Source organism: Streptomyces sp. KL109B (assembly GCF_030766935.1).
Lineage (GTDB): Bacteria > Actinomycetota > Actinomycetes > Streptomycetales > Streptomycetaceae > Streptomyces.
This window is the reverse complement of sequence record NZ_JASERL010000007.1, coordinates 173,145-197,082: the sequence shown is the minus strand read 5'-3', so window position 1 is coordinate 197,082 and position 23,938 is coordinate 173,145. Positions and strand designations below refer to the sequence as shown.

At 70.3% G+C, this 23,938-nt stretch carries 24 protein-coding genes, 1 pseudogene and 1 riboswitch; of the genes and pseudogenes, 13 read left to right on the top strand and 12 right to left on the bottom strand.

Features of this window, described 5'->3' with window-relative positions:
• Nucleotides 1–68: 68 nt before the first annotated feature.
• The gene (locus tag RBJ65_RS24525; RefSeq protein ID WP_306318706.1) at nucleotides 69–731 is read left to right on the top strand and encodes a YceI family protein; all 663 of its coding nucleotides are present in this window, start codon (nucleotides 69–71) and stop codon (nucleotides 729–731) included.
• Here the strand turns inward: RBJ65_RS24525 and RBJ65_RS24520 are convergent.
• Together RBJ65_RS24520 and RBJ65_RS24515 are read right to left on the bottom strand one after the other, a co-directional pair.
• Entirely contained in the window at nucleotides 723–1,433 is a 711-nt protein-coding gene (locus RBJ65_RS24520) for a response regulator (RefSeq protein WP_306318705.1), read from the bottom strand. The genes RBJ65_RS24525 and RBJ65_RS24520 overlap by 9 nt on opposite strands.
• Nucleotides 1,434–1,475: 42 nt before the next feature.
• Entirely contained in the window at nucleotides 1,476–1,862 is a 387-nt protein-coding gene (locus RBJ65_RS24515) for a hypothetical protein (RefSeq protein WP_306318704.1), read from the bottom strand.
• Nucleotides 1,863–2,095: 233 nt separating this feature from the next.
• Here RBJ65_RS24515 and RBJ65_RS24510 point away from each other — a divergent pair, with 233 nt between their 5' ends.
• The 5 genes from RBJ65_RS24510 to RBJ65_RS24490 all read left to right on the top strand — a co-directional run bounded on the left by RBJ65_RS24510 (nucleotide 2,096) and on the right by RBJ65_RS24490 (nucleotide 7,498).
• Nucleotides 2,096–2,299: a gamma-glutamylcyclotransferase gene (locus tag RBJ65_RS24510; RefSeq protein ID WP_306318703.1), complete on the top strand. Its 204-nt coding sequence runs from the start codon at nucleotides 2,096–2,098 to the stop codon at nucleotides 2,297–2,299.
• Between the two features lie 69 nt (nucleotides 2,300–2,368).
• Nucleotides 2,369–3,475, top strand: coding sequence for a 23S rRNA (adenine(2503)-C(2))-methyltransferase RlmN (gene rlmN / locus RBJ65_RS24505; protein WP_306318910.1), 1,107 nt, complete (start codon nucleotides 2,369–2,371; stop codon nucleotides 3,473–3,475).
• Between the two features lie 32 nt (nucleotides 3,476–3,507).
• Nucleotides 3,508–3,612: riboswitch (TPP riboswitch) on the top strand.
• Between the two features lie 111 nt (nucleotides 3,613–3,723).
• On the top strand, nucleotides 3,724–4,782 hold the full coding sequence (locus RBJ65_RS24500) for a thiamine ABC transporter substrate binding subunit (protein WP_306332171.1): 1,059 nt from the start codon (nucleotides 3,724–3,726) through the stop codon (nucleotides 4,780–4,782).
• Entirely contained in the window at nucleotides 4,758–6,455 is a 1,698-nt protein-coding gene (locus RBJ65_RS24495; RefSeq protein WP_372341254.1) for an ABC transporter permease, read from the top strand. Before RBJ65_RS24500 ends, RBJ65_RS24495 begins: the two co-directional genes overlap by 25 nt.
• A 5-nt stretch (nucleotides 6,456–6,460) precedes the next feature.
• Nucleotides 6,461–7,498 (top strand): ABC transporter ATP-binding protein, encoded by a 1,038-nt coding sequence (locus tag RBJ65_RS24490; protein WP_306318701.1) that lies wholly within the window; start codon nucleotides 6,461–6,463, stop codon nucleotides 7,496–7,498.
• A gap of 264 nt (nucleotides 7,499–7,762) precedes the next feature.
• Here RBJ65_RS24490 and RBJ65_RS24485 read toward each other — a convergent pair whose 3' ends face one another.
• The 7 genes from RBJ65_RS24485 to RBJ65_RS24455 all read right to left on the bottom strand — a co-directional run bounded on the left by RBJ65_RS24485 (nucleotide 7,763) and on the right by RBJ65_RS24455 (nucleotide 14,558).
• On the bottom strand, nucleotides 7,763–8,428 hold the full coding sequence (locus RBJ65_RS24485) for an LAETG motif-containing sortase-dependent surface protein (protein ID WP_306318700.1): 666 nt from the start codon (nucleotides 8,426–8,428) through the stop codon (nucleotides 7,763–7,765).
• A gap of 139 nt (nucleotides 8,429–8,567) precedes the next feature.
• Nucleotides 8,568–9,749 carry an LOG family protein gene (locus tag RBJ65_RS24480; RefSeq protein WP_306318699.1) on the bottom strand — a complete coding sequence of 394 codons (1,182 nt, stop codon included), beginning with the start codon at nucleotides 9,747–9,749 and terminating at the stop codon, nucleotides 8,568–8,570.
• 395 nt (nucleotides 9,750–10,144) lie between these two features.
• Nucleotides 10,145–10,558, bottom strand: coding sequence for a VOC family protein (locus RBJ65_RS24475; protein ID WP_306318698.1), 414 nt, complete (start codon nucleotides 10,556–10,558; stop codon nucleotides 10,145–10,147).
• 30 nt (nucleotides 10,559–10,588) lie between these two features.
• Nucleotides 10,589–11,749, bottom strand: a complete 1,161-nt coding sequence (locus RBJ65_RS24470) for a hypothetical protein (RefSeq protein WP_306318697.1) — start codon at nucleotides 11,747–11,749, stop codon at nucleotides 10,589–10,591.
• Nucleotides 11,731–12,483 carry an ABC transporter ATP-binding protein gene (locus tag RBJ65_RS24465; protein WP_306318696.1) on the bottom strand — a complete coding sequence of 251 codons (753 nt, stop codon included), beginning with the start codon at nucleotides 12,481–12,483 and terminating at the stop codon, nucleotides 11,731–11,733. Before RBJ65_RS24465 ends, RBJ65_RS24470 begins: the two co-directional genes overlap by 19 nt.
• Nucleotides 12,484–12,678: 195 nt before the next feature.
• On the bottom strand, nucleotides 12,679–14,058 hold the full coding sequence (locus RBJ65_RS24460) for an aspartate aminotransferase family protein (RefSeq protein ID WP_306318695.1): 1,380 nt from the start codon (nucleotides 14,056–14,058) through the stop codon (nucleotides 12,679–12,681).
• On the bottom strand, nucleotides 14,043–14,558 hold the full coding sequence (locus tag RBJ65_RS24455) for an Lrp/AsnC family transcriptional regulator (RefSeq protein WP_306318694.1): 516 nt from the start codon (nucleotides 14,556–14,558) through the stop codon (nucleotides 14,043–14,045). The genes RBJ65_RS24460 and RBJ65_RS24455 overlap by 16 nt, the downstream gene beginning before the upstream one ends.
• 192 nt (nucleotides 14,559–14,750) lie before the next feature.
• On the opposite strand from RBJ65_RS24455, the gene RBJ65_RS24450 reads away from it, so the two are divergent.
• Both RBJ65_RS24450 and RBJ65_RS24445 read left to right on the top strand, forming a co-directional pair.
• Nucleotides 14,751–16,193 (top strand): gamma-aminobutyraldehyde dehydrogenase, encoded by a 1,443-nt coding sequence (locus RBJ65_RS24450; protein WP_306318693.1) that lies wholly within the window; start codon nucleotides 14,751–14,753, stop codon nucleotides 16,191–16,193.
• A gap of 16 nt (nucleotides 16,194–16,209) precedes the next feature.
• On the top strand, nucleotides 16,210–16,701 hold the full coding sequence (locus RBJ65_RS24445) for a DUF1990 family protein (RefSeq protein WP_306318692.1): 492 nt from the start codon (nucleotides 16,210–16,212) through the stop codon (nucleotides 16,699–16,701).
• An 86-nt stretch (nucleotides 16,702–16,787) separates the two neighbouring features.
• On the opposite strand, the gene RBJ65_RS24440 is transcribed toward RBJ65_RS24445, so the two are convergent.
• Nucleotides 16,788–17,285, bottom strand: coding sequence for a hypothetical protein (locus tag RBJ65_RS24440; protein ID WP_306318691.1), 498 nt, complete (start codon nucleotides 17,283–17,285; stop codon nucleotides 16,788–16,790).
• A 133-nt stretch (nucleotides 17,286–17,418) separates the two neighbouring features.
• Between RBJ65_RS24440 and RBJ65_RS24435 the strand changes: the two genes are divergently transcribed.
• The 5 genes and pseudogenes from RBJ65_RS24435 to RBJ65_RS24415 all read left to right on the top strand — a co-directional run bounded on the left by RBJ65_RS24435 (nucleotide 17,419) and on the right by RBJ65_RS24415 (nucleotide 21,917).
• Complete coding sequence (locus RBJ65_RS24435) at nucleotides 17,419–18,072, top strand: response regulator transcription factor (protein WP_306318690.1); 654 nt, start codon at nucleotides 17,419–17,421, stop codon at nucleotides 18,070–18,072.
• On the top strand, nucleotides 18,069–19,394 hold the full coding sequence (locus tag RBJ65_RS24430) for a HAMP domain-containing sensor histidine kinase (protein WP_306318689.1): 1,326 nt from the start codon (nucleotides 18,069–18,071) through the stop codon (nucleotides 19,392–19,394). Before RBJ65_RS24435 ends, RBJ65_RS24430 begins: the two co-directional genes overlap by 4 nt.
• Before the next feature lie 110 nt (nucleotides 19,395–19,504).
• Nucleotides 19,505–20,680, top strand: coding sequence for a spermidine/putrescine ABC transporter substrate-binding protein (locus tag RBJ65_RS24425; RefSeq protein WP_372341253.1), 1,176 nt, complete (start codon nucleotides 19,505–19,507; stop codon nucleotides 20,678–20,680).
• A 192-nt stretch (nucleotides 20,681–20,872) separates the two neighbouring features.
• A pseudogene (locus tag RBJ65_RS24420) lies at nucleotides 20,873–21,262 on the top strand (hypothetical protein); the annotation flags it as partial.
• A gap of 106 nt (nucleotides 21,263–21,368) precedes the next feature.
• Entirely contained in the window at nucleotides 21,369–21,917 is a 549-nt protein-coding gene (locus RBJ65_RS24415; protein ID WP_306318687.1) for an HXXEE domain-containing protein, read from the top strand.
• Here RBJ65_RS24415 and RBJ65_RS24410 read toward each other — a convergent pair.
• A complete protein-coding gene (locus RBJ65_RS24410) occupies nucleotides 21,897–23,057 on the bottom strand; it encodes a serine hydrolase (RefSeq protein ID WP_306318686.1) in 1,161 nt (386 codons plus the stop codon). The genes RBJ65_RS24415 and RBJ65_RS24410 overlap by 21 nt on opposite strands.
• Before the next feature lie 142 nt (nucleotides 23,058–23,199).
• Nucleotides 23,200–23,886 carry a glycerophosphodiester phosphodiesterase gene (locus RBJ65_RS24405; protein WP_306318685.1) on the bottom strand — a complete coding sequence of 229 codons (687 nt, stop codon included), beginning with the start codon at nucleotides 23,884–23,886 and terminating at the stop codon, nucleotides 23,200–23,202.
• Nucleotides 23,887–23,938: the final 52 nt, after the last annotated feature.

The window sequence follows — 23,938 nt, the reverse complement described above, 5'->3', positions numbered from 1 at the left end:
GCGAAGGTGGTCAGGTTCGTTGAGGGGGGCTTGCGGGCGTTCTTTACGCTGAAGTAACAACGTTCCTCATGAACATTTTCGGTCGCAGCTTCTCATCCCGGCGTACAGAGGGATCCGCTGCTCCGGGGGCCGCCGGCACCGCGGTTTTGCCCGATCCCGCCGGTTTCGACCCCTCCATGTCGGCGCTCACCGGCGAGTGGATGGTCGACCCCGCGCACAGCAGGATCGGGTTCTCCGTGCGGCACGCCATGGTGACCACGGTGCGCGGCGCCTTCACGCAGTACGAGAGCCGCCTCTACTTCGACGGCCGGGACCCGTCCCGTTCGTCCGCCGAACTCGTCCTCGCCACCGCCAGCGTCGATACGGGAGTCGAGCAGCGCGACGCCCACGTGGTGGGCCGTGACTTCCTGAACGCCGCCCAGTTCCCGCGGATGGCCTTCAAGAGCGGTGCCGTGGAACTGGTGGGCGAGGACGTCTACCGGATGCACGGCGACCTCACCATCAAGGACGTCGCCCGGCCCGTCGCCCTCGACCTCACCTACATCGGCTTCGTCACGGACGCCTTCGGTGACGAACGCGTCGGCTTCGACGGCACGACCACCATCAACCGCACCGACTGGGGCCTGACGTACAACGCCCGGCTCGCCCAGGGCGGCAACATGGTCAGCGAGAAGGTCCGCCTTCAGTTCGACATCGCGGCGATTCGTACGCCGGCGGGGCGGTCACAGTGACGCGAGTCGCGCTCGCTCCATGAGGTCGATGACGTAGTTGACCAGCTCGACGGGCGAGGTGGTGGCCGCGAAGATGCGGCGGTCGACACCTCGCTCCGGGTCGAAGTTCCCCGTGTAGAACAGCACGGGAACCCGGACGCGGTCGTTCTCCAGCGTCCTGAGCATCCTGATGCCGGCCTGTGGATCCCCGCCCCGGTCGATGTCGCTGATCAAGATGTCGTACGGCCGGCTTCGCAGCAGCGGCATGGCCTCGTCGGTGGACACCGTGAGTTCGACGGTCATTCCCACGCCGCGGAACAGCTCCACGAGCGGGGCGACGCTCGACGGATGATCGTCGACCCACAGGATCCTGCCGCCCTGCAGCAGCTCCGCGGCGTGCTCGAGCCGCCCCAGGGCCGCGCGCCGTGTCGACGTACGGGCGACCGGGGGAGCCTGCTCCTCTTCGGCCTGTCCGGGCGAACCGGCGCGGCTCTCGGCCTCCGCCAGCAGCTCTCCGGCCATCTCCACCTCGATACCGAGCGCCCGTACGGCGGTGACGCGCGGGACGAGGCGCTGCACGATCGTGCCGCGGAGCGTGAAGTAGACGACGGAGGCGAAGGCCACCCACAGGATGGCCGGAGCCGTACCGATGAGCTTGATCAATAAGGCTTCCTGCACGTCGACATCATCGAACGTGGATGCGTCGCGGTGCAGGTGGTTCACACAACTCACCCTGGGGTGCTTCGTCCGGGACGCTTCCGCTCGTCATCGCGCGTGAGGGACGACCACGACCTGTACGTCGTCCTCGTAGACGACCCGTCCCGGGTCGGCCGAACGCACGGCGCGGCAGTCCACGCCGTGCGCGTCGAGAATCGCCACGTAGCCGGCTACGCGATCGATGAGATGGGCGGCCGAGGGCTTGAACCAGGCCGTGGCTCCGGGGTTCACGACCTGGTCGTACACGCTCGGGTCGACGGTGGAGGGGTCCGTGTACGCGGCGTCGTACCAGGCGTTGTTCGCCTTGCGGAACCGGTCCTCCTCGGCCGTCAGCCGTCCGTCCCTGGCGAGATTGTTGACCAGCCCGAACACGCCCTTGAACTGGCCTCGTTGGTCGGGTGTGGCCGACTGGAACCGTACGTATTCGTTTGGCATCACGCGATATTGCCATGGGCTGCAGGGCTGCAGGGCTGCAGGGCTGGAGGGCTGCAGGGCGGCGAGGGGCTCGTCCTCCCGGGCTCGTGTGCTCGTGTGACTGGGCGTGTGGCCGGGCTTGTTAATCCTGCCGCCCACTCTGTCTTCCCTGTCGGTACGAACTCAGGCGGCGTGATGCGCTGCCCGGTTTCCGTACGACGGAGATCCGGATCACGGACCCCGAGGTCATCGCGGTGAGCGGCACCGATCGACACCTGCTCGTCGTGCCGTCGGACGACCCGGCCGACGCGGTCGAGGGTGCCGTGCTGGGGCTGACCGATGAGGAGCTGGCGGCGGCGGACGACTACGAGGTGGACGACTACGCGCGCGTCGAAGTGACGCTGGTGTCGGGAGCGAGGGCGTGGGCGTACCTGGAGGCTGTGCGGGATCCCGCGTGACGGCCCGTGACAGGCGTCCCAGGTGACGGATCCAGGGCACCGTCGTTTGTCTGCGACACTGGAAGCGCTATGCCTAAGCCCGGAGAACTGACGTTCGTCGCCCCCCGCGGGGCCAAGAAGCCGCCGCGGCACCTTGCTGATCTTTCGCCTGCGGAGCGGAAGGAAGCTGTTGCCGAGATCGGTGAGAAGCCGTTTCGTGCCAAGCAGCTGTCGCAGCACTACTTCGCGCGGTTCGCGCACGACCCCGCGGAGTGGACCGACATCCCCGCCGGGTCGCGCGAGAAGCTGCGGGAGGCGTTGCTGCCGGAGCTGATGACCGTGGTGCGGCATCTGTCGACCGACAGTGACACCACGCGTAAGACGTTGTGGAAGCTGTTCGACGGGACGCTCGTGGAGAGCGTGCTGATGCGGTATCCGGATCGCGTGACGATGTGCATCTCGTCGCAGGCCGGGTGCGGGATGAACTGTCCGTTCTGTGCGACCGGGCAGGCCGGGCTCGACCGGAATCTGTCGACCGCTGAGATCGTGCATCAGATCGTGGATGGGATGCGGGCTCTCAGGGACGGGGAGATCCCGGGTGGGCCGGCGCGGCTCAGCAATATCGTGTTCATGGGGATGGGCGAGCCGCTCGCCAACTACAAGCGGGTCATCCGGGCCATCCGCGCGCTCACCGACCCGGAGCCGGACGGGCTCGGGCTCAGTCAGCGGGGGATCACCGTGTCGACGGTCGGGCTTGTGCCCGCCATCAACCGGTTCACCGATGAGGGGCTGAAGTGCCGGCTCGCCATCTCGCTGCACGCGCCGGACGACGAGCTGCGCGACACCCTCGTACCCGTGAATACGCGGTGGAAGGTGCGCGAGGTGCTTGATGCCGGGTTTGAGTACGCTGCCCGGTCGGGGCGTCGGCTTTCGATCGAGTACGCGTTGATCCGGGACATCAATGATCAGGCGTGGCGGGGTGACCGGCTCGGGCGGATGCTCAAGGGGAAGCCCGTGCATGTGAATCTGATTCCGCTCAACCCGACGCCGGGTTCGAAGTGGACCGCCTCGCGGCCCGAGGACGAGAAGGCATTCGTCGAGGCCATCGCCGCACATGGTGTACCGGTGACGATTCGGGACACCCGTGGCCAGGAGATCGACGGGGCCTGTGGACAGCTGGCGGCCACCGAGCGGTAGCCTGGCTGTCGTAAGCACGACAACTGCATCTGTATTTCCGACAGGGGAGCGCCACAGCGCTGAGAGTGCGGCACGGCCGCAGACCCTCTGGACCTTGCCCGGGTCATTCCGGGTAGGAAGTTCGGACACCACTCAAGCTGTTGCGCCCTGCCCGGCACCGGGCAGGGCCGCGTCTTCTCCTGGTCCGCTCCAGGAGGAATGAAGTAGTGAGAAGTAGGAAGAAGCCGGCCGGTCGCGCGTACGTTGCCGTGGGCGTGGGGATCGGGCTTGTCGCGCTGTCCGCGTGCGGGGCGTCCGGGGGCGGCTCCGGGGCCGCCGGCGGGGACTCCAAGACCGTGACCCTGGTGAGCCACGACTCGTGGGCCGTCTCGAAGGGCGTGCTGAAGGACTTCGAGAAGAAGTCCGGGTACAAGGTCCGCGTGCTCAAGGACGGGGATGCCGGGGAGGCCGTCAACAAGGCGATTCTTTCCAAGGGAAATCCGCAGGGCGACGTCCTCTTCGGCGTCGACAACACGCTGCTCTCGCGGGCACTCGACAATGGGATTTTCTCGTCGTACAAGGCCAAGGGCTTGGACGAGGTGAAGAGCCAGTACCAGCTTGATGCCGGGAAGAATCGGGTGACCCCCGTTGATAACGGGGCGCTCTGTGTCAATTACGACAAGGCGTATTTCGAGAAGCACAAGATTGCTCCTCCGTCGTCTTTTGCTGATCTTGCCAAGCCCGCCTATAAGAACTTGCTCGTCACCGAGAACGCGTCGACCTCGTCGCCGGGGCTCGGCTTTGTGCTCGGGTCCGCCGCGAAGTACGGGGACGACGGCTGGCAGGCGTACTGGAAGAAGTTGAAGGCCAACGGCGTCAAGGTCGTGGATGGTTGGGACCAGGCCTACAACGAGGAGTTCAGTGGGAGCGCCGGGGGGAAGAAGGCCGGGGGTGAGAGGCCGCTTGTTGTTTCGTACGCCTCCTCGCCGCCTGCCGAGGCCGTGTTCGCGGATCCGCAGCCGAAGACTTCGCCGGTCGGGGTCGCCAAGGGGACCTGTTTCCAGCAGATCGAATTCGCGGGGCTGCTGAACGGGGCGCAGAACGAAAAGGGCGGCAAGGCGCTGCTCGACTTCCTGGTGTCCAAGAAGTTCCAGGAGGACATGCCGCTGAACATGTTCGTCGATCCGGTGACGAAGAATGCCGCCGTGCCCGCCGATTACACCAAGTACGCGGTGAAGGTCGACGACCCCGAGACCATGAGTCCCCGCAAGATCGCGGACAACCGTGACGACTGGGTGAAGTCGTGGACGTCGCTCGTACTCAAGTAACTGGAGTGACTGGAGCAGTCGGCGGGAAGCGTGGGGGGAGTGCGGCGCGGCTGGGGCTGATGGCTCTGCCCGTCGTGTTCTTCGGTGTCTTCTTCGCGTATCCCGTCGTCGCCATCGTCGAGCGTGGGCTGCACGTCGACGGTGGCTGGCAGGTGGGGCGGGTGCTCGATGTGCTCGGGCAGGCCGATGTGCGGCACGTGCTGTGGTTCACCGTGTGGCAGGCGGTCGCGTCGACCGTGCTCACGCTGCTGATCGCGCTGCCGGGGGCGTATGTCTTCGCGCGGTTCGAGTTTCCGGGGAAGCAGGTGTTGCGGGCCGTTGTGACGGTGCCGTTCGTGCTGCCGACTGTTGTGGTGGGGACTGCTTTTCTCGCGCTCGTCGGGAACGGGGGATTGCTCGACGAGGTGTGGGGGGTGCGGCTCGACACCACTGTGTGGGCGATTCTGCTTGCGCATGTGTTCTTCAATTACGCCGTTGTCGTGCGGACTGTCGGGGGGCTTTGGGCGCAGCTCGATCCTCGGCAGGAGGAGGCCGCGCGGATGCTCGGGGCCTCGCGGTTCGCGGCGTGGCGGCGGGTGACGTTGCCGGCGCTCGGGCCGGCCGTTGCCGCTGCCGCGTTGATGGTCTTTCTGTTTACGTTCACTTCTTTTGGTGTCGTGCAGATCTTGGGTGGGCCGGGGTTCTCGACGCTTGAGGTCGAGATTTATCGGCAGACCGCGCAGATCTTTGATCTGTCCACCGCCGCGGTGTTGACCATTGTGCAGTTTGTCGCTGTCGGGCTGATTCTGGGTGTGCATGCGTGGACCGTGCGGCGGCGCGAGAGTGCGTTGCGGCTCGTCGATGCCGCGCATACGTCGCGGCGGCCGCGTGGGGGTGGGCAATGGGCGTTGTTGGGGGGCGTGTTGCTGACCGTCGCTGTGCTCATCGTGTTGCCGCTCGGGGTGCTTGTGGAGCGGTCGCTCGATGCGCCGGGCGGGTATGGGTTCGGGTATTACCGGGCGCTCGGCGACGCTGACGGTGGGACTTTTCTTGTGCCGCCGATCGATGCCGTATGGAATTCGGTGGAGTATGCGTTGGCCGCCACCGCCATTGCCGTGGTGATCGGGGGGCTTGCCGCTGCGGCGCTTACCCGGCATGCGGGGCGGCTTGTGCGTGGGTTCGACGCGTTGTTGATGCTGCCGTTGGGGGTTTCGGCGGTCACGGTCGGGTTCGGGTTTCTGATTACGCTCGACGAGCCGCCGTTGGATCTGCGGTCCTCGTGGATTCTGGTGCCGCTCGCGCAGGCGCTCGTGGGTGTTCCCTTCGTCGTACGGACGATGTTGCCCGTGCTGCGGGCCGTCGACGGGCGGTTGCGGGAGGCCGCGGCGGTGCTCGGGGCCTCGCCGGTGCGGGCGTGGCGGGAGGTCGATCTGCCGATGGTGCGGCGGGCGCTGGTGATCGCCGCCGGGTTCGCGTTCGCCGTGTCGCTCGGTGAGTTCGGGGCGACGGTGTTCATCGCGCGGCCCGACAACCCGACGTTGCCGGTGGCCGTGGCGCGGCTGCTCGGGCGGGCCGGGGAGCTCAACTACGGGCAGGCGATGGCGCTTTCGACCGTACTGATGGTGGTGTGCGCGACCGCGCTGCTGGTGCTTGAACGTATGCGGCCGGCCAAGGCCCAGACCGGGGAGTTCTGATTCTCATGTCGCTGCTGGAGCTGGACGACGCGACCGTACGGTTCGGTGGGCGCGCCGTGCTCGACGGGGTGGGCCTGGAGGTCGCCGAGCACGAGATCGTGTGTGTGCTCGGGCCGAGCGGAAGCGGTAAGTCGACGCTGCTGAGAGCCGTCGCCGGGTTGCAGGCGCTCGATGGTGGGCGGGTGTCGCTCGGGGGCGTCGACCAGGCGGGGGTGCCCGCGCACAAGCGGGGCGTCGGGCTGATGTTCCAGGACCATCAGCTGTTTCCGCAGCGGGACGTGGGGCGCAACGTCGGGTTCGGGCTGCGGATGCATGGGGTGGGGAAGGGTGAACAGGCCGAGCGGGTACGGGAGTTGCTGGCGCTTGTCGGGCTGCCCGGGGCCGAGGGGCGGGCCGTCGGGTCGTTGTCCGGTGGGGAGCAGCAGCGGGTCGCGCTGGCGCGGGCGCTGGCGCCGAGGCCGCGGTTGCTGATGCTCGACGAGCCGTTGGGGCAGCTCGACCGGTCGTTGCGGGAGCGGCTCGTCGTCGAACTGCGGGAGCTGTTCGGTGAGTTGGGGACGACCGTGCTCGCGGTCACGCACGACCAGGGGGAGGCGTTCGCGCTTGCCGACCGGGTCGTGGTGATGCGGGACGGGCGGATCGCGCAGAGCGGTACGCCTCTTGAGGTGTGGCAGCGGCCGGCCGACGAGTTCGTGGCCCGGTTCCTCGGGTTCGACAATGTGGTGGAGGCGACGGTGACCGGGGCGGTCGCGGATACGCCTTGGGGGAAGGTGCCGGTGCCGGAGGGGGCGGAGCAGGGGGCGGGGCAGGTTCTGGTGCGGCCCGCGGGGGTACGTCTTGTGCCCGTCGAGGAGGGGCAGTTGACCTGCACCGTGAGTGCGCGGACCTTCCGGGGGACGCATGTGGCGGTGCACCTTCAGGGCGGGGGTGCGGTGCGGCTTGAGGCGGCGTGTGCGTTGCGGGCGGCGCCGGGGGTGGGGGATGTGGTTGGGGTCGTGTTCGATGCGGCGGAGGTTGTGGTGTTGGGGGTGGGCGGGCCCTAGCCGGGGCGCGCGGGGTCTGGCCGGGGCGCGCGGGGCCTGGCCGGGGTGGGCGCCTGGCGTGATGGGTGCGCTGCGCCGGGGGCCGCCTTGCCCACCCTGCCGCCCTTGGCGGCAGATTGCCCAAGGCGGGGTGGGGTGGGGTGGGGGCGTGCCGATGCGCCTTTGGCGGCGGATTGCCCGAGGTGGGACGGGGTGGGGCCGGGGCCCGTGGAGCGTGGCGCCCGCCCGAGGTGAACGGGCGGGCGCCACATGGTCGTGCGGGGGTTACTTCTGCGTCGAGCCCCTGCGGCGCAGCGCGAACACCATCGCGCCGCCCGCGATGACCAGCGCGCCCGCGATGCCCGCGATGACGGGGGTGTTGCTGCTCGAACCCGTCTCCGCGAGGTCCGAACTACCGGCCGGGGAGGCCGAGTTGCTCGGGGCCGGGGCCGCCGCCGCGGGGGTGGTCTTGTTGGGGGCCGGCTCGGCCGGCTTGGGGGCGGTCGTCGACGGGGCCGGCTTGGGCGGCGTCGTCGAGGGGGCCGGCTTCTCGGGGGCGCAGGCCTTGCCCGGCGCCGTCACGTTCGGCTTGATGTCCTCGTCGACCTGGTTTCCGGCCTTGACGTGGACGCGGTAGGTGGCGTTCGGCTGCCAGTTCTCCTTGAACGTGACGACGGCGCCCTCGCGGGTTCCCGTCACGTCCTGCGTACCGATGAGCTTCTCCGAGCCGTCGGTGCTGAGGAACACGGAGACCGTCGCCTTGGTGCCCGAGGGGTCCTTGTCGGTGACGGTGATGACGCCCTGCTCACCGGAGCAGGTGGCCTCGGCGGAGAACTCGCTGATGTTGCAGGCGAGCGCCTGGCCGGCGACGCCGAGGGTGAGGGCCGCCGCGGCGCCGGTCGTGAGCGCGAATCTGGCGAGGCGCGGGGATATGCGGGGGGCTACGGACACGTTCGTCCTTCACAGGGATTCCGTAAGGGAGGGGGAGTGGCACGGTGCTTGGGCACCTCGAATGCTCAACACCCCCACGGTCCCCTCACGTTTATCGGCGCCAGTGACGCAGCGTCAATAACCCAGCCCCCCAAGGGAGTCAGGCTTGACCTGCCCTTGACCCGGAACCCGCGCTTCCGCCGGAGAGCCGCAGCACCGTGTCCGCCGCCTCCTCGACCGTGTCCACGAGTGCGATGCGGTCCGCCATGGAGCGCTCGCGGGCGAGGGCCTGGAGAAGGGGCCAGGTGGGGAGGCGTTCCGTCCAGTGGGTGCGGTCGACGAGCACCATGGGGGTCGGTTCGCCGCGTGACTCGTAGTAGTTGGGGGTCGCGTTGTCGAAGATCTCCTGGACCGTGCCCGCCGCGCCGGGCAGGAAGATCACGCCCGCGTTGGAGCGGGCCAGCAGGCCGTCCTCGCGGGTGGCGTTGGCGAAGTACTTGGCGAGGTGGGAGGCGAAGGCGTTCGGCGGCTCGTGGCCGTAGAACCACGTCGGGATGCCCACCGACGGGCCGCCGTCCGGCCAGCGGTCCCGTACCTCGAAGGCGGCCGCCGCCCAGTCGGTGATCGATGGCGTGAACGAGGGGGATTTCGCGAGGAGTTGGAGCGCGTCGTCGAGCATCGGGTCGGCGAGCGGCGCGGCGTACGCGCCCAGGTTGGCCGCCTCCATGGCGCCGGGGCCGCCGCCCGTCGCCACCGTGAGGCCGGAGCGGGCGAGCGTACGGCCGAGCCGGGCGGCGCCCGCGTACGCGTCCGTGCCGCGCGCCATCGCGTGCCCGCCCATGACGCCCACCACCCGTGCGCCGACGAGGAGTTCGTCGAGCGCGTCGGAGACGGAGTCGTCGTGCACGGCGCGCAGCATCGACGCGAATACGTCGCCGTCGGCCTTGGTCCGCTGGAACCAGTCGTACGCGCGGGCGTCCGGGGTTGCCGCGTAGCCGCCGCCCTCGTCGGACAGGCCGTCGAAGAGCTCGTCCGGGGTGTAGAGGTGGCCGCGGTACGGGTCGAAGGGGAGGCCGGGGACCGGCGGGAAGACCAGGGCGCCGCGCGCTCTGACTTCGGCCGCGGCCCGCTCGTCCATGGGGCAGCCGAGGAATATGGCGCCCTCGACGTCGGCGCCGAGCAGCCGTTCGGTGCGGGCCGTCAGATCGACGGCCTGCACCCGGTGCCCGGCGAGCGAGCCGTGCGCGGCGACCACCTCGTCGAACTCCGCGAGCGTCTCGATCTCGCGGTCGGAGGTGGTGCCGGGTACGGCCGGGTCGGATGAATGTTCTGGAGTCGGCACCCGCCCATGCTAAGCACGGCGCCGCGCAAGGCCGTTGGCCGACTCCCGACGACGCGAGGCGACCGGCTCCCGACGACGGCCGGTGGCCGACTGCCGACCTCGGCTGGTGGCCAGCTGTTGACGTCGGCCGGTGGTGGGCTGTCGGCGGCGGCCGGTGGCGGGCTCGCGACTACGGCCTGTAGCCCGCTCTCGACCACGGTCGTCGGTGGGTTGCCGACCACGGCCGGTGGCCAGCCCTCGTCGTCGGCTGGCGGTCAGCCCTCGGCGACAACCGGTGGCCGGCCCTCGACGGCAACCGGTGGTCCGGCCCCTGACGGCAACCGGTGGTCCGGCCCCTGACGGCAACCGGTGGTCCGGCCCCCGACGGCAACCGGTGGCCCGGTGGCAGTCGCTGGTCAGTTCTCGACGACTGATGGGTCCATCCACATGACCTCGAAGGTGTGGCCGTCCAGGTCGTCGAAGGCGCGGCCGTACATGAAGCCGTGGTCCTGCTTCTCGCCGGTTTCGGTGCCGCCCGCGGCGATGGCGCGGTCGACGAGTTCGTCGACCTTTTCGCGGCTTTCGGCGCTCAGTGCGAGCAGCACCTCACTGCTCTTCGTCGAGTCGACGATCGCCTTCTTCGTGAAGGCCGCGTACTTCTCCTTCGTGAGCAGCATGAGCACGATGTGGTCGCTGATCACGATGGAGGTGGCGGTGTCGTCCGAGAACTGCGCGTTGCGCTCGTACCCCAGCTCCGTGAAGAACTTGGTGGACGCGGCCAGGTCGTTCACGGCCAGGTTCGGAAAGATCATTTGCTGATACTGAGTCATGCAAGGTTAGACGGCCGGTGTCGGCGAAACTCATCGCGATGTCAGGGGCGCGGCCGAAAGTTGTGCGATGAGCCAGGTCAGTGGACCGAACACGGCCAGCAGCGCGCCCGCCCTGAGCACCACCGCCCCGCGCAGCGCCGTTGCCGGGGCCCCGATCCGCAGCAGCGCCTCCGTCGTGTGCCGCCGCGCCTGGCGGGCCTCGAAGGACGCGGTCGCCAGGGTCGCCAGGGCGCAGCCGACGACGAGGACCGCGCCGAGCGTCGCCAGCGGTCCGGCTCCGGGCCCGGCCTCCTCGTAGAGGACGCCCGCCGCGTACGCCCCCGACGCCACCGCGCAGACCACGCCGAGCGGGCGGCCGACGCGCCGCGCCTCCTCCTGGAGCCCCCGGCCCGCGAGCAGCCGCACCGCGGAGGGGCGTACGGACTGCAGCGCCCTGCCGCACAGGTACGTGAGCCCGGGGCCGGCGAGCGCCAGGCCGAGCGCCGTCAGCGTCCACCCGGCGAGCACCCCGGTCGGGCTGCCGGTGAGGCCGCCCGGCAGCCGGGACCCGGCGGCGCCGCGCGCGCTCGCCGCGTACGTCTCCACGGCGAGGCCCGCGGCGAGCAGCGCGAAGCCCCACGGGAGGCCGGTCGGGGGCGTGGCCGGCTGCGCTGGTTCCGCCGTGTCCTTGACCGGCGCCGCGAGCCGCGGGCGCAGGGCGAGGGCGCTGGCCGCGGACGCCGTGAGCGGCACCCAGGTCAGGAGCGTGAGCACGGCGGCGAGGGGCAACGGCTCGTCGGCGGCGAGCAGTTGTCGGGCTGCGCCGTCGAACGGGAGGCCCGAGAGGTCGCCTCGTAGATGCAGGAAGAACAGCAGCGCCAGCATCGAGCCGAGCGTGCAGGCGATCGCCGTGGAGATCGCGGCGAGGAGCGTGAGCCGGGCCGGGCCGAGGCCGACCGCGGACAGGCCCGCGCGCGGCTTCGTACCGGGGTCGGAGCGGGCCACGGCGACCGCGAAGTACACCGTCGCGGCGAGCGGCAGCGCGCACCAGGCCAGGCGCAGCACGGAGTGCGCGGCGCCGTCGGGGTGGGCGAGGGCGTGGCCGAGCGTGCACAGGAGCAGGAAGCCGGTGCCCGCGGACGCGGCGGCGACGAGGAGTCTGCGCAGCTGGACCAGCGGGTGCGCGCCGCGCGCTAGACGGAGAGCGAGCACGCGGCCCGGCCTTCCCCTTCGGTGGCCTTCTCGGGCAGCGGCACCGTGTGCACGCGCCGCCCGTCGAGCAGCGACTCCGTGCGGTCGGCGAGCGAGCCGACCTCGGCGTCGTGGGTGGCGAGGACGACGGTGATGGCGTGCGAGCGGGCGGCGGCGGTGAGGGTGCGCAGGATGTGGGCGCGGTCGGCGCGGTGCAGGGTCGCGGTCGGCTCGTCGGCGAACACCACGTTCGGGGCGTGCGCGAGGGCGCGGGCGATGGCGACGCGCTGCCGTTCGGCGACGGACAGGGCGTGCGGGCGCTTGCGGGCGAGGCGGCCGACGTCGAGCCGGTCGAGCCACTCCTGGGCGGTGGCCTTGGCGGCGCGGCGCGGGGTGCCGCGCAGCATCAGCGGCAGGGCCGCGTTCTCCCACACGTTCAGCTCGGGTACGAGGACGGGCTCGGGGTCGATCCAGCCGAACCGGTCGCGGCGCAGCCGCTCACGGACCAGCGGGCTCATCGTGTGCACGGGCGTGCTGTTGAACCACACCTCGCCCTGCTGCGGCAGGAGTTGACCGGACAGGCAGCGAAGGAGCGTCGTCTTGCCGCTGCCGCGCGGGCCCGTGACGGCGAGGATCTCGCCCTCGCGGACACCGAGCGAGACACCGGTGAGGGCGCGGGATCCGCTCTCCGCTCCGTCGTGCGCGTAGTGCAGGGCACGCGCCCACAGCACGTCGTTGTCCGGTGGGGCCACCATCGCGTACACCTCGGTTCAGATCAGTTGCCTTCCCCCGTACGGGGGAACGAAGGCGGGGCCGATCGGTCACTGGGCACCGTAGATACGACCGGGCGAGGGCCGGAGAAAGGACGCGGCCCGGCCGCCCCCATCTCACTCGGATGGGTGCAACCGGGCCGCGTATCAAGCCAGTTGAGCTTTCCCGAAGGGGTGGGCTCAGATCTTCGCCCAGGCCTCCGTGAGGACCTGGCGGATGATGCCCTCGATCTCGTCGAAGGTGGACTGGTCGGAGACCAGCGGCGGGGAGAGCTGGATGACCGGGTCGCCACGGTCGTCGGCGCGGCAGTACAGGCCGTACTCGAAGAGCTTCTTCGAGACGAAGCCGTAGAGCACGCGCTCCGACTCCTCGTCCGTGAAGGTCTCCTTGGTGGCCTTGTCCTTCACGAGCTCGATGCCGTAGAAGTAGCCGTTTCCGCGGACGTCGCCGACGATCGGCAGGTCGTTCAGCTTCTGCAGCGTGTTGAGGAAGTTCGCCTCGTTGTCCAGCACGTGCTGGTTGAGGCCCTCGCGCTCGAAGATGTCGAGGTTGGCGAGGCCGACCGCGGCGGACACCGGGTGGCCACCGAAGGTGTAGCCGTGCAAGAAGGTGTTGTCGCCCTGGTAGAACGGCTCCGCGATCCGGTCCGACACGATGGCCGCGCCGATCGGGGAGTAGCCGGACGTCATGCCCTTGGCGCAGGTGATGATGTCCGGGACGTAGCCGAACTTGTCGCAGGCGAACATCGTGCCGAGGCGGCCGAAGGCGCAGATGACCTCGTCGGAGACGAGCAGCACGTCGTACTGGTCGCAGATCTCGCGCACGCGCTGGAAGTATCCGGGCGGCGGCGGGAAGCAGCCGCCGGCGTTCTGCACCGGCTCGAGGAAGACGGCCGCGACCGTCTCCGGGCCCTCGAAGAGGATCTGCTGCTCGATCTGGTCGGCGGCCCAGCGGCCGAAGGCCTCCGGGTCGTCGCCGTGGATCGGGGCGCGGTAGATGTTCGTGTTCGGCACCTTGTGCGCGCCGGGAACCAGCGGCTCGAAGGGGGCCTTGAGGGCGGGCAGACCCGTGATCGACAGGGCGCCCTGCGGGGTGCCGTGGTAGGCGACCGCGCGCGAGATGACCTTGTACTTGAGGTTGTTGCCCTTGAGCTTGTGGTACTGCTTCGCCAGCTTCCACGCGGTCTCGACGGCCTCGCCGCCACCGGTGGTGAAGAAGACCTTGTTGAGGTCGCCCGGGGCGTAGTGGGCCAGGCGCTCGGCCAGCTCCACCGCCTTGGGGTGGGCGTACGACCAGATCGGGAAGAACGCCAGCTCGGAGGCCTGCTTGGCGGCGACCTCGGCGAGCTCGCGGCGACCGTGACCGGCCTGCACCACGAACAGGCCGGAGAGGCCGTCCAGGTACTTCTGGCCCTTGTCGTCGTAGATGTAGGTGCCCTCGCCACGCACGATGGTGGGAACGGGCGCGTTCTCGTACGACGACATGCGCGTGAAGTGCATCCACAGGTGGTCGTACGCGGTTTGGCTGAGGTCCTTGCTCACGGCTATCGGGTTCCCCACATATAGGTCTGCTTCTTGAGCTTCAGGTAGACGAAGCTCTCGGTGGAGCGCACTCCGGGGATGGCCCGGATGCGTCGGTTGATGACCTCGAGAAGGTGGTCGTCGTCCTCGCAGACGATCTCCACCATCAGGTCGAACGAGCCCGCGGTCATCACGACGTACTCGCACTCCGACATGGCCGTCAGCGCGTCGGCCACGGGATCCAGGTCGCCCTCCACGTTGATGCCGACCATCGCCTGCCGTCTGAAGCCCACGGTGAGCGGGTCGGTGACGGCGACGATCTGCATCACGCCCTGATCGAGCAGCTTCTGCACGCGCTGGCGCACGGCCGCCTCCGACAGGCCGACGGCCTTGCCGATGGCGGCGTACGGGCGCCTGCCGTCTTCCTGGAGCTGTTCGATGATGGCGAGGGAGACGGAGTCGAGCGGCGGATTGCTGCCGTTCCTCGAACTGGGTCCCTTGGGGTCTGCGCTGCGACTGGCCACGGCCTCACTGTGCACGAGGACTCGTCTGTTCCGCAACCCCAGACCGATGAAATTCGTTGTTTACGAGCGTCATACTCACTAATTCCGTAGTTCAGCGGGGGTGGGGGGTGTCGAAAACGTCGGTCTACCGACTAGGGTGGGCGTCTCAAGCTTTGGACTCTCAAGCTTTGGACAGCGAACAGTCACGAACAGTCAGGAGGGCTGGCAGTGAGCACGAGTGAGCTGCGTCGTCTGCGCAACTACATCGACGGTGAGTTCCGGGACGCCGCCGACGGACGGACCACCGAGGTGGTCAACCCCGCCACGGGCGAGGCGTACGCGACCGCGCCGCTGTCCGGTCAGGCCGACATCGACGCGGCGATGGCCGCGGCCGAGGCCGCCTTCCCGGCCTGGCGCGACCTGGTGCCCGGCGAGCGCCAGAAGTACCTGCTGAAGATCGCCGACGCGTTCGAGGAGCGCGCCGAGGAGCTCATCGCCGTCGAGTCGGAGAACTGCGGCAAGCCGCTCGGGCTCACGCGCAGCGAAGAGATCCCGATGATGCTCGACCAGATCCGCTTCTTCGCGGGCGCCGCCCGCATGCTGGAGGGGCGCTCCGGCGGCGAGTACATGGAGGGCCTCACCTCCTTCGTACGCCGCGAGCCGATCGGCGTCTGCGCGCAGGTCGCGCCGTGGAACTACCCGATGATGATGGGCGTGTGGAAGTTCGCGCCCGCGCTCGCCGCCGGTAACACCGTCGTGCTGAAGCCCTCGGACACCACCCCCGCCTCGACGGTCCTGATGGCCGAGATCATCGGCTCGATCGTGCCCAAGGGTGTCTTCAACGTGGTGTGCGGCGACCGCGACACCGGCCGCGGGATGGTCGAGCACAAGACCCCGGCGATGGCCTCCATCACCGGCTCCGTGCGCGCCGGCATGCAGGTCGCCGAGTCCGCCGCCAAGGACCTCAAGCGGGTCCACCTGGAGCTCGGCGGCAAGGCCCCGGTCGTCGTCTTCGAGGACACCGACATCGCCAAGGCCGTCGAGGCCATCGCGGAGGCCGGTTACTTCAACGCCGGCCAGGACTGCACGGCCGCGACCCGCGTCCTCGTCCAGGAGTCCATCCACGACGAGTTCGTGCAGGCGCTCGCCAAGGCCGCCGCCGACACCAAGACCGGCATGCCGGACGACGAGGACGCGGCCCTCGGCCCGCTGAACAACGCGAACCAGCTCAAGCAGGTCTCCGGCTTCATCGAGCGCCTCCCGGCGCACGCCAAGGTCGAGGCCGGTGGCCACCAGGTCGGCGAGAAGGGCTACTTCTGGGCCCCGACCGTCGTCTCCGGCCTCAAGCAGGACGACGAGATCATCCAGAACGAGGTCTTCGGCCCGGTCATCACGGTCCAGTCCTTCACGGACGAGGACCAGGCCCTTGAGTGGGCGAACGGCGTGGAGTACGCGCTCGCCTCCTCGGTCTGGACGAAGGACCACGGCCGCGCGATGCGCTTCTCCAAGTCCCTCGACTTCGGCTGCGTGTGGATCAACACCCACATTCCGCTCGTCGCCGAGATGCCGCACGGCGGCTTCAAGAAGTCCGGCTACGGCAAGGACCTGTCGGCGTACGGCTTCGACGACTACACGCGGATCAAGCACGTGATGACGTCGCTGGACGCGTGAGCCTTTCGCGTACGACGTGAGTCTTACGTACGAGGAGGTCGGCGCGACCCTGGCGGACGGTGAACTGCCGCCGGGGTACGCCCACATGGACCGCCGTGTCCGGCTCGGCTCGGGGCAGGAGTGCTTCGAGCGGGCCGGCGCGGCGGTTCTCGCGTGGGGCGCGCAGCGCGGTGTGGGGATGCGGGTGACGCCGGGCGACGACGTCCGGGAGGGCGCGGACGCGGTGCTGTGGCTGCTGTTCCTGCGGATTCCCTGCCGGGTGGTACGGGTCGTGCGCGACGAGACCCGGATCGGCTTCGCGTACGGGACGCTGCCGGGGCATCCGGAGTGCGGTGAGGAGGCGTTCGTCGTCGAGCGGGAGCCGGACGGATCCGTGTGGTTCCGGGTGCGGGCGTTCTCGCGGCCGGGGAACTGGTACGCGCGGCTCGGCGGGCCGGTGACGCGGGGCGTGCAGAGGTGGATGACCGGGCGGTACTTGCGGGCGATCGCGGCGCGGGGCGGGGCCTGAGGGGCTCCGCTCCCGCGCCGTTTTCCCTCTCTCCGCCGGTCGCGTTCCGTGTGCTCGGCGGCCCGGCGGTTCGGCGGTTCGGCGGTTCAGATGCTCAGGGCGGCCTTCTTCGCGTGGGGTTGCTCGGGGATGCCCGGCTTGCCGGGGTGCCGGGGCGGTTGCGGGAAGCCCTGCTTCGGGAAGGTCACGCCGGCCTTCTCCAAGGGGCCCTTGCACGCGTCGAACGCCTTCTTGAAGGCGCCCGAGTTCAGGTCGGGCTTCTCGCCGCGCGGCACCCGCACCTTCACGATGAAGCTGATCCCGCCGCCGGAGTCCTTCGCGGCGTGGAAGGTGGGGAAGACCGCCCGGCCGTGCTCGCGCATGCAGGCGGCGTACGTGTCGTTGGCGGCGTTGAGGTCGTCCGGCGCGTCGTCCGTCGGGTGGTAGCCGATGGCGGGGCCCGCGTTACCGGGCGGCTCCGGCGGAGTGTGGCCGCCGGCCGTGGCGGAGGCCGACGAGGCGGCGACCGTGCCGAGCGTGACGGCCGAGATCATCGCGCAGGCCGCGAGCACGCGGTGGCGGCGGCGAAGTGCGGGTGTACGCATGGTGGGTTCGTCCTTCCAGTGGTACGTGCGCCACGGGGCCGCGGCGCCGGATCCACCTCACCGGTAGGGCGGTTACGGCACGGGAACGCCCGCCCTTATCCCCGCGTAACCGGCTCGCCGCCACACTGACGCCATGCGTGTGCTGGTGGTCGAGGACCACGAAGAGCTCGCCGAGACCGTCGCCGCGGGGCTGCGTCGCCAGGGCATGGCCGTGGACGTGGTGCACGCCGGGGACGCCGCCCTGGAGCGGGTCACCGTGCACGGGTACGACGTCGTCGTGCTCGACCGCGACCTGCCGGGCGTGCACGGCGACCAGGTGTGCCGGGCGCTCGCGGCCGGGGAGCGGCGGGAGCGCGTGCTCATGCTCACCGCGTCCGGGGCCGTCGCGGACCGGGTCGCCGGGCTCGGCATGGGCGCCGACGACTATCTGCCGAAGCCGTTCGCGTTCACCGAACTCGTCGCACGCGTACGGGCGTTGGGGCGGCGCGCGCAACCCGCACTGCCGCCGGTCCTGGTCCACGGGGACCTGCGGCTCGACCCGGGGCGCCGGGAGGCGGTCCGCGCCGGGCGCCAACTCCCGCTCAGCCCGAAGGAGTTCGCCGTGCTTGAGCTGCTGCTCGCGGCGGGCGGCGCCGTCGTGTCGGCCGAGGAGCTGCTTGAGCGGGCCTGGGACGAGGCCGCCGATCCGTTCACGCAGACCGTGAAGGTGACCGTGAGCAGGCTGCGCCGCAAGCTCGGCGACCCACCGCTGATCGAGACGATCGACCGGGCGGGGTACCGGGTGTGAGCGGCATACCGGGCGGCATATCGGGCGGTATGCCGGGTGATGCGGCTGGTGGTGCGGCTGGTGGTGCGGCGGGCGTCGCGCCGGACGGGAGTGGCGCACCGGCCGTGCGCGGAGTGCCGTGGTTCCGGCGGCTGCCGCGCGGCAGTGTCCGGTGGCGGCTCACCCTCCTCTACAGCGGCCTGTTCGTACTCGCTGCCGGGGTGCTGCTGGCCTTCGTGTACGCGATGGTGGCCCATACGTCGAACTGGGCCGGGACCAAGGTGGGATCCGTTTCGAGGGACGCGCCGCTGCCCGTCGGCGCCCCCGCCGTGAAGGCCGTCGTCGAGCGGAGCCTCGAAGCGCAGCGCGACGAGCAGCTGTACTGGCTGCTCGTCGAGTCCGGCATCGCGCTCGCCCTGATGGCGCTCGCCTCCCTCGCCCTGGGCTGGCTGGTCGCGGGGCGGGCCCTCGCGCCGCTGCGCACCATGACCCACAAGGCCCGCCGGATCTCCGCCGACGACCTGCACGAACGGCTCGCGGTGAGTGGCGGCCCGCGCGACGAACTCAAGGACCTGGCCGACACGTTCGACGGCGTGCTCGCCCGCCTCCAGGGCGCCTTCGAGGCGCAGAAGAGGTTCGTCGCCAACGTCTCCCACGAACTGCGCACCCCCATCACCTTCCAGCAGGCCGTCGTCGACGTGGCGCTCGACGACCCCGACGCGGACGCCGAGACCCTGCGCGACGCCTGCCGCCGGGTGCGTACGGCGGCCGAGGAACAGGAGCGGATCATCGAGGCGCTGCTGATGCTCGCGCGCGGCCAACGCGGCCTGGAGACACGGGAGTACGTGGATCTCGCCGAAGTCGTACGGGAGGCGCTGCCGCCCTCCGGTGACGTGCCGGTCGCCATCCGTACGGAGTTGGCGGCGGCGCCGCTGCTCGGTGACCGGCGCCTGGTCGAGCGCCTCGTCGGCAACCTGCTCGACAACGCCGTACGCCACAACTCGCCTGAAGAGGAAGGGGGTTGGGTCACGGTGTGGGTGGGGCGGCAGGACGAAGGCCGCGCCGTCCTGCGCGTCCGCAACAGCGGCCCGCACGTCCCCGCCGACCAGGTCGACCCGCTCTTCGAACCGTTCCGCCGACTCGGCACCGAACGCACCCGACGCACCCGGCGCCGCGAGGGCCTCGGCCTCGGCCTGTCGATCGTCGAGGCCGTCGCCGAGGCGCACGGCGGACACGTACAGGCCCGGCCGGGCGGGGCGGAGGGCGGGCTCGTCGTCGAGGCGACGTTCCCGGCGACGTGGACCGCACGTGGAGCGAGGCGCCGCGACGTGGACCGGACGTAGATCGACAAGGTGTCGGTTGGTGGCCGCCCCGCTCGACGCAGCGTCCATTGAACGCCCGGCCCGCCCCCTCGCATGCTGAGTCGGTGAGATCGAACCCGGTAACCCCCCATGTGACCCGCCGTTCTCTGCTGCGCGCCCTGGGCGGTGGTGGCGCGGCCGTGGCGGTGGGTGCGCTCGCCGCCGGCTGCGGGGTGCCCGCCGCGTACGTCTCGCCCGGTGACCGCGGCGCCAAGGACCGGTCCGCCGACGACAAGCGGCTCACCTGGGCCAACTGGCCGCTCTACATCGACGTCGACGACAACAACCCCTCCAAGCGGCCCACCCTCGACGCGTTCGAGAAGCGGACCGGGATCCAGGTCAAGTACACCGAAGAGATCAACGACAACGACGAGTTCTTCGGCAAGATCAGTCCCTCGCTGATGAACCACCAGAAGACCGACCGCGACCTCATCGTCATCTCCGACTGGATGTGCTCGCGCTTCGTGCGCCTCGGCTGGGTCCAGGAGATGGACCGCGCCCACCAGCCGAACGTCACGAAGTACCTCGATCCGCTGCTGCGTTCGCCCGCCTTCGACCCGGGCCGCAAGTACACCGTGCCGTGGCAGTCCGGGATCACGGGTATCGCCTACAACAAGCGCAAGCTGGGCCGCGAGATCAAGCACGTGTCGGACCTCTGGGCGGACGACCTGGCGGGGCGCGTCACGCTCCTCTCCGGCCTCGACGAGTCCTTCGCGCTGCTCATGCAGGGCAACGGCGTCGACATCACCAAGTGGACCGCCGCCGACTTCGACCAGGTCTGCGACCAGGTCGAGAAGCTGGTCAAGGCGAAGCACATCCGCCGCTTCACCGGCAACGACTACATCAAGGACCTGTCCAGCGGGGACGTCCTCGCCTGCCAGGCGTACAGCGGCGACATCATCCAACTCAAGGCCGACAACCCCGACATCGAGTTCGTCGTCCCCGAGGAGGGCGCCGAACTGTGGGCCGAGTCCCTGATGATCCCCAACCTCGCCGACCACAAGGCCAACGCCGAGCGCCTGATCGACTACTACTACCAGCCGGAGGTCGCCGCCGACCTCGCCGCGTGGGTCAACTACGTCTGCCCGGTGCCCGCGGCGCGGGACGTGCTCGCCTCCTCCAAGGACAAGGAGACCGCCGCGCTCGCCGAGGACCCGCTGATCTTCCCGGACGACCGGATGCGCTCGCGGCTCGCGATCGCGCGGGACATCAGCTCCAAGGAGCGTACGGAGTTCTCGAAGCGGTGGAACAGGATCGCGGGGCTGTGAAGGAGATCTGGGAATCCGACCTGGCCTGGGCTGCGAAGCACGCCAAGGGATCGAAGGCCCGGGCGATCGCCCAGGCGAAGAAGAGCGGGAAGAAGGTCGTCGCCACCGACGAGACGACGCCCACCGCCCACACCGTCGCCAACCCGGACGGCACCCTCACCGAGGGCGCCGACGGCACCGTCGTACCCAAGGCCCGCCCCGGAACTGGACGGCACCCGCGCCCGCTACCCGGACGCGGTGCCCGGCGCCGACGTCATCGTCGAGGCCACCCGCAGTGGCTTCGAGCAGTTCGTCGAGATCGCGAAGAGGCCGGCCGCCGGCCCCTACGCCTATACCCTCCCCGTACGGGCCAAGGGCCTCAAGGCCAAGGCGAACAAGGACGGTTCGGTCACTGTCGACCCCTCCACCTCGGCGCTGTCGAACACCTTCGATACGTACGTGCAGCAGGGGGAGACCGTCGACTGGTCCACCGACACCGACACCGAACTCGACTTCGGCAACCCGGGCACGAAGAACGCCGACGGCACCGCGCGCACCGCGCGCTCCTTCATCACGTGGAACACCACGCCGATCCAGGACGCGCGTTGAGGACGGGGCGATACGGAAAGAGTGCGCGGGCATCCTCGACGAGGACGGGCGGCTGATCCGCTGAGCGTCGAGTGTGCGCAGGCCGTTCTAGGATCGGCTCATGGGGAACAAGGATTCGGTCGGGGCGGCGGTGACGCTTGGACTGTTCGCCGCGTGGGCGGTGCACGACACGGAGGAGGTGCTCGCCGCGCCCCGCTGGCTGCGGCGGCACCTGCCGGAGCTGCGCGAGCGGTGGCCCGAGGTGCCCGAGGGCGTGTGGCGGTCCCTGGAGGGCGTCGACGAGCGGGAGTTCCGCGCCGCCGTCGGTGTGATGGCCGGGATCGTCGGCGCCGGCGCCCTCGCCGGATGGGCGAGCGGTGGCCGCTCCGCGACGTACCAGGCGATGCTCGACGGGTTCGGCCTGCACGGCCTCGTGCACCTGGCCCAGGCTGCCGCCGTCCGCGGCTACACCCCGGGCGTGGCCACGACGCCCACCCTCGTCGTGCCGTTCACGCTGTGGGCACGCCACCGGCTGCGCCGCGCCGGGGTGCTGCGGCCGACCCGGGGCCGGGACCTCGCCGCCGGGCTGCTGTGGGCGGGGGCGGCGACGGCGGTGTCGCACGGGGTGGCGCGGCGACTGGTCAGGAAGTCAGGACGCGTCCCTGACTGACGCCGCGATGATGCGCTGGGCGACGGGGTTCATCTGCTCGCCCTTCGCGTCCGTGGAGTTGACCGAGTAGACCACCGTGCGGGACAGGTCGCGGGTGGCGGCGACGGCCGTGCTGTAGCCGTAGCGGGAGCCGGTCTTCCCCCAGTACACCTGGCCGTTCAGTTCGATCCGTTGCAGGCCCGCGCTGAACGTGGCGCCCTTGATACGGGCCGGGAGCCTGAACATCTCCTTCAGCTGCGGGGCGGGCACGATCCGGCCCTGGAAGAGGGCGGTGAGCAGACGTTCCAGATCGGCGGTCGTCGAGATCATGTCGCCCGCGGCCGAGCGGTCCGCCTGCACCCAATCCGTGACGTCCACGAACTCGCCGTCCACCAACTGGTAGCCGCGGTTGTGCGGGCCCTGGATACGGGGGTCGGTGCCGGGGAACGACGTGTCGCGCATGCCCGCCGGGCGCAGGACCAGCTCCTTCGCCGCCTCCGCGTAGGAGCGGCTCGTGACCCTTTCCAGCAGCAGGCCCAGCAGCGTGTAGTTGATGTTCAGGTACTGCTGGCGGGTGCCCGGCGCGAACGCGGGGCCCTTGGCGAGCGCCGACGTCACGACCTGGGTGGGCGTGATGACGTCGAAGCGGTGCGCGTACTGGTCCTCGAACGCGTCGCCCCAGCCGTCCCCGGGCTGGATGCCGCTGGTGTGGTCGAGCAACTGCCGTACGGAGACGGGGCGTTTGAAGGCCGTGTCGCGGAAGAGGGCGGGGAGGTACTGCTGGACGGGGGCGTTCAGGTCCAGTCTTCGTTCGGCGGCCAGGCGCAGCACCGCCGCCGCCGTCACCACCTTCGTCGTCGAGCCTGCCCGGAACCGGGCGTGCTCCAGGGCCTTCTCCCGCGTCCGCAGATCCCGTACGCCCGCGGTCCCGTGCCAGGAGCCGCCGGTGCCGCCGATCCGGAGGAGGGCGGCGGTGGCGTCGTCGTCCGGCAGGCCGGCGAGGGCCGCGGTGAGGGCCTGGGCGTCGGGGGCGCCGGGCGCGGGGGACACGCCGGCCCGGGCCGGGTGGGCCTGGGCCGGCGGTACCGCTGTGGCCACGGCGCCGAAGGCGAGTGCGAGGGCGGTGGGCAGGGCCAGGGTGAGGGCGGAACGGCGCTTCAAGGGGGCCTCCTGGTACGGGAGTTGGCCCGAGTGGGCCGACGTCGACCATCCTCGGTCGCGCGTCGGCCGGACAGCTCGCCCTGCGGGATGATCCCGACCCCGGGCCTTGCCCCGGCTTCCCCCTAGGGGAAGCGGGCGTACGTCAGCCTTCGTCCGTGCGCAGGGACGTCAGGACGTCGATGCGGTTCGTCGTGAGGGAGTCCACGCCCAGGTCCAGGAGGCGGCGCATCGAGCGTCTGGTGTCGGGGGTCCATGCGGAGAGGAGGTAGCCCTCGCGGTGGACCCGGGCCGCCAGGTCCCGACTCACCAGCGGGAAACGGTAGTTGAGCCAGCGGGGGGTGATCGCGGCGAGGAGACCGGGGCGGGGTGGGGCGAGTGAGGTCCAGGTGAGGGCGATCTCGGCGGACGGGGCCGCGGCCCGGACCTTGAGCATGGTCCGGGCGCCCGCGCAGTAGTAGACGCGGTCGTCGGCGCCGCAGTCGTGGACCGTGCCGACGACCGCGCGAATCGCCTTCGCGTCGGCGCCCGGCAGGTCGATCATGACGCGGGCGTCGCGGCAGGCCTCCAGGGCGTCGACCAGTGTGGGGACGCCGCCGTCCGTGAGGCCGTGCGCCTCGTCGTAGGAGAGCGCGGACAGCGGGCGGTCGTGCTGCCACAGGCGTTCAAGGGTGGCGTCGTGGAGGAGGGCCGGGACGGCGTCCCTGGTCAGGCGGACGTCGATCTCGACCGCGTCCGCGCCCCGTTCGAGCGCGGAGCGCAGGGACGGGAGGGTGTTCTCGCGGACGCGGTAGGGGTCGCCTCGGTGGGCCACGGCGGTGACGGTGCGCATGGCCACCATTGTGGCCTGGGGCGGGGCGGGTGGGCGTCACCCGGTGCCCGGT

Bases quoted from the DNA above. Each gene is read 5' to 3' on its own strand.
- RBJ65_RS24525 (WP_306318706.1), top strand. From the start codon at position 69: ATGAACATTTTCGGTCGCAGCTTCTCATCCCGGCGTACAGAGGGATCC.
- RBJ65_RS24515 (WP_306318704.1), bottom strand. From the start codon at position 1,862: ATGCCAAACGAATACGTACGGTTCCAGTCGGCCACACCCGACCAACGA.
- rlmN (WP_306318910.1), top strand. From the start codon at position 2,369: ATGCCTAAGCCCGGAGAACTGACGTTCGTCGCCCCCCGCGGGGCCAAG.
- RBJ65_RS24490 (WP_306318701.1), top strand. From the start codon at position 6,461: ATGTCGCTGCTGGAGCTGGACGACGCGACCGTACGGTTCGGTGGGCGC.
- RBJ65_RS24475 (WP_306318698.1), bottom strand. From the start codon at position 10,558: ATGACTCAGTATCAGCAAATGATCTTTCCGAACCTGGCCGTGAACGAC.
- RBJ65_RS24465 (WP_306318696.1), bottom strand. From the start codon at position 12,483: ATGGTGGCCCCACCGGACAACGACGTGCTGTGGGCGCGTGCCCTGCAC.
- RBJ65_RS24440 (WP_306318691.1), bottom strand. From the start codon at position 17,285: ATGCGTACACCCGCACTTCGCCGCCGCCACCGCGTGCTCGCGGCCTGC.
- RBJ65_RS24435 (WP_306318690.1), top strand. From the start codon at position 17,419: ATGCGTGTGCTGGTGGTCGAGGACCACGAAGAGCTCGCCGAGACCGTC.
- RBJ65_RS24415 (WP_306318687.1), top strand. From the start codon at position 21,369: ATGGGGAACAAGGATTCGGTCGGGGCGGCGGTGACGCTTGGACTGTTC.
- RBJ65_RS24405 (WP_306318685.1), bottom strand. From the start codon at position 23,886: ATGCGCACCGTCACCGCCGTGGCCCACCGAGGCGACCCCTACCGCGTC.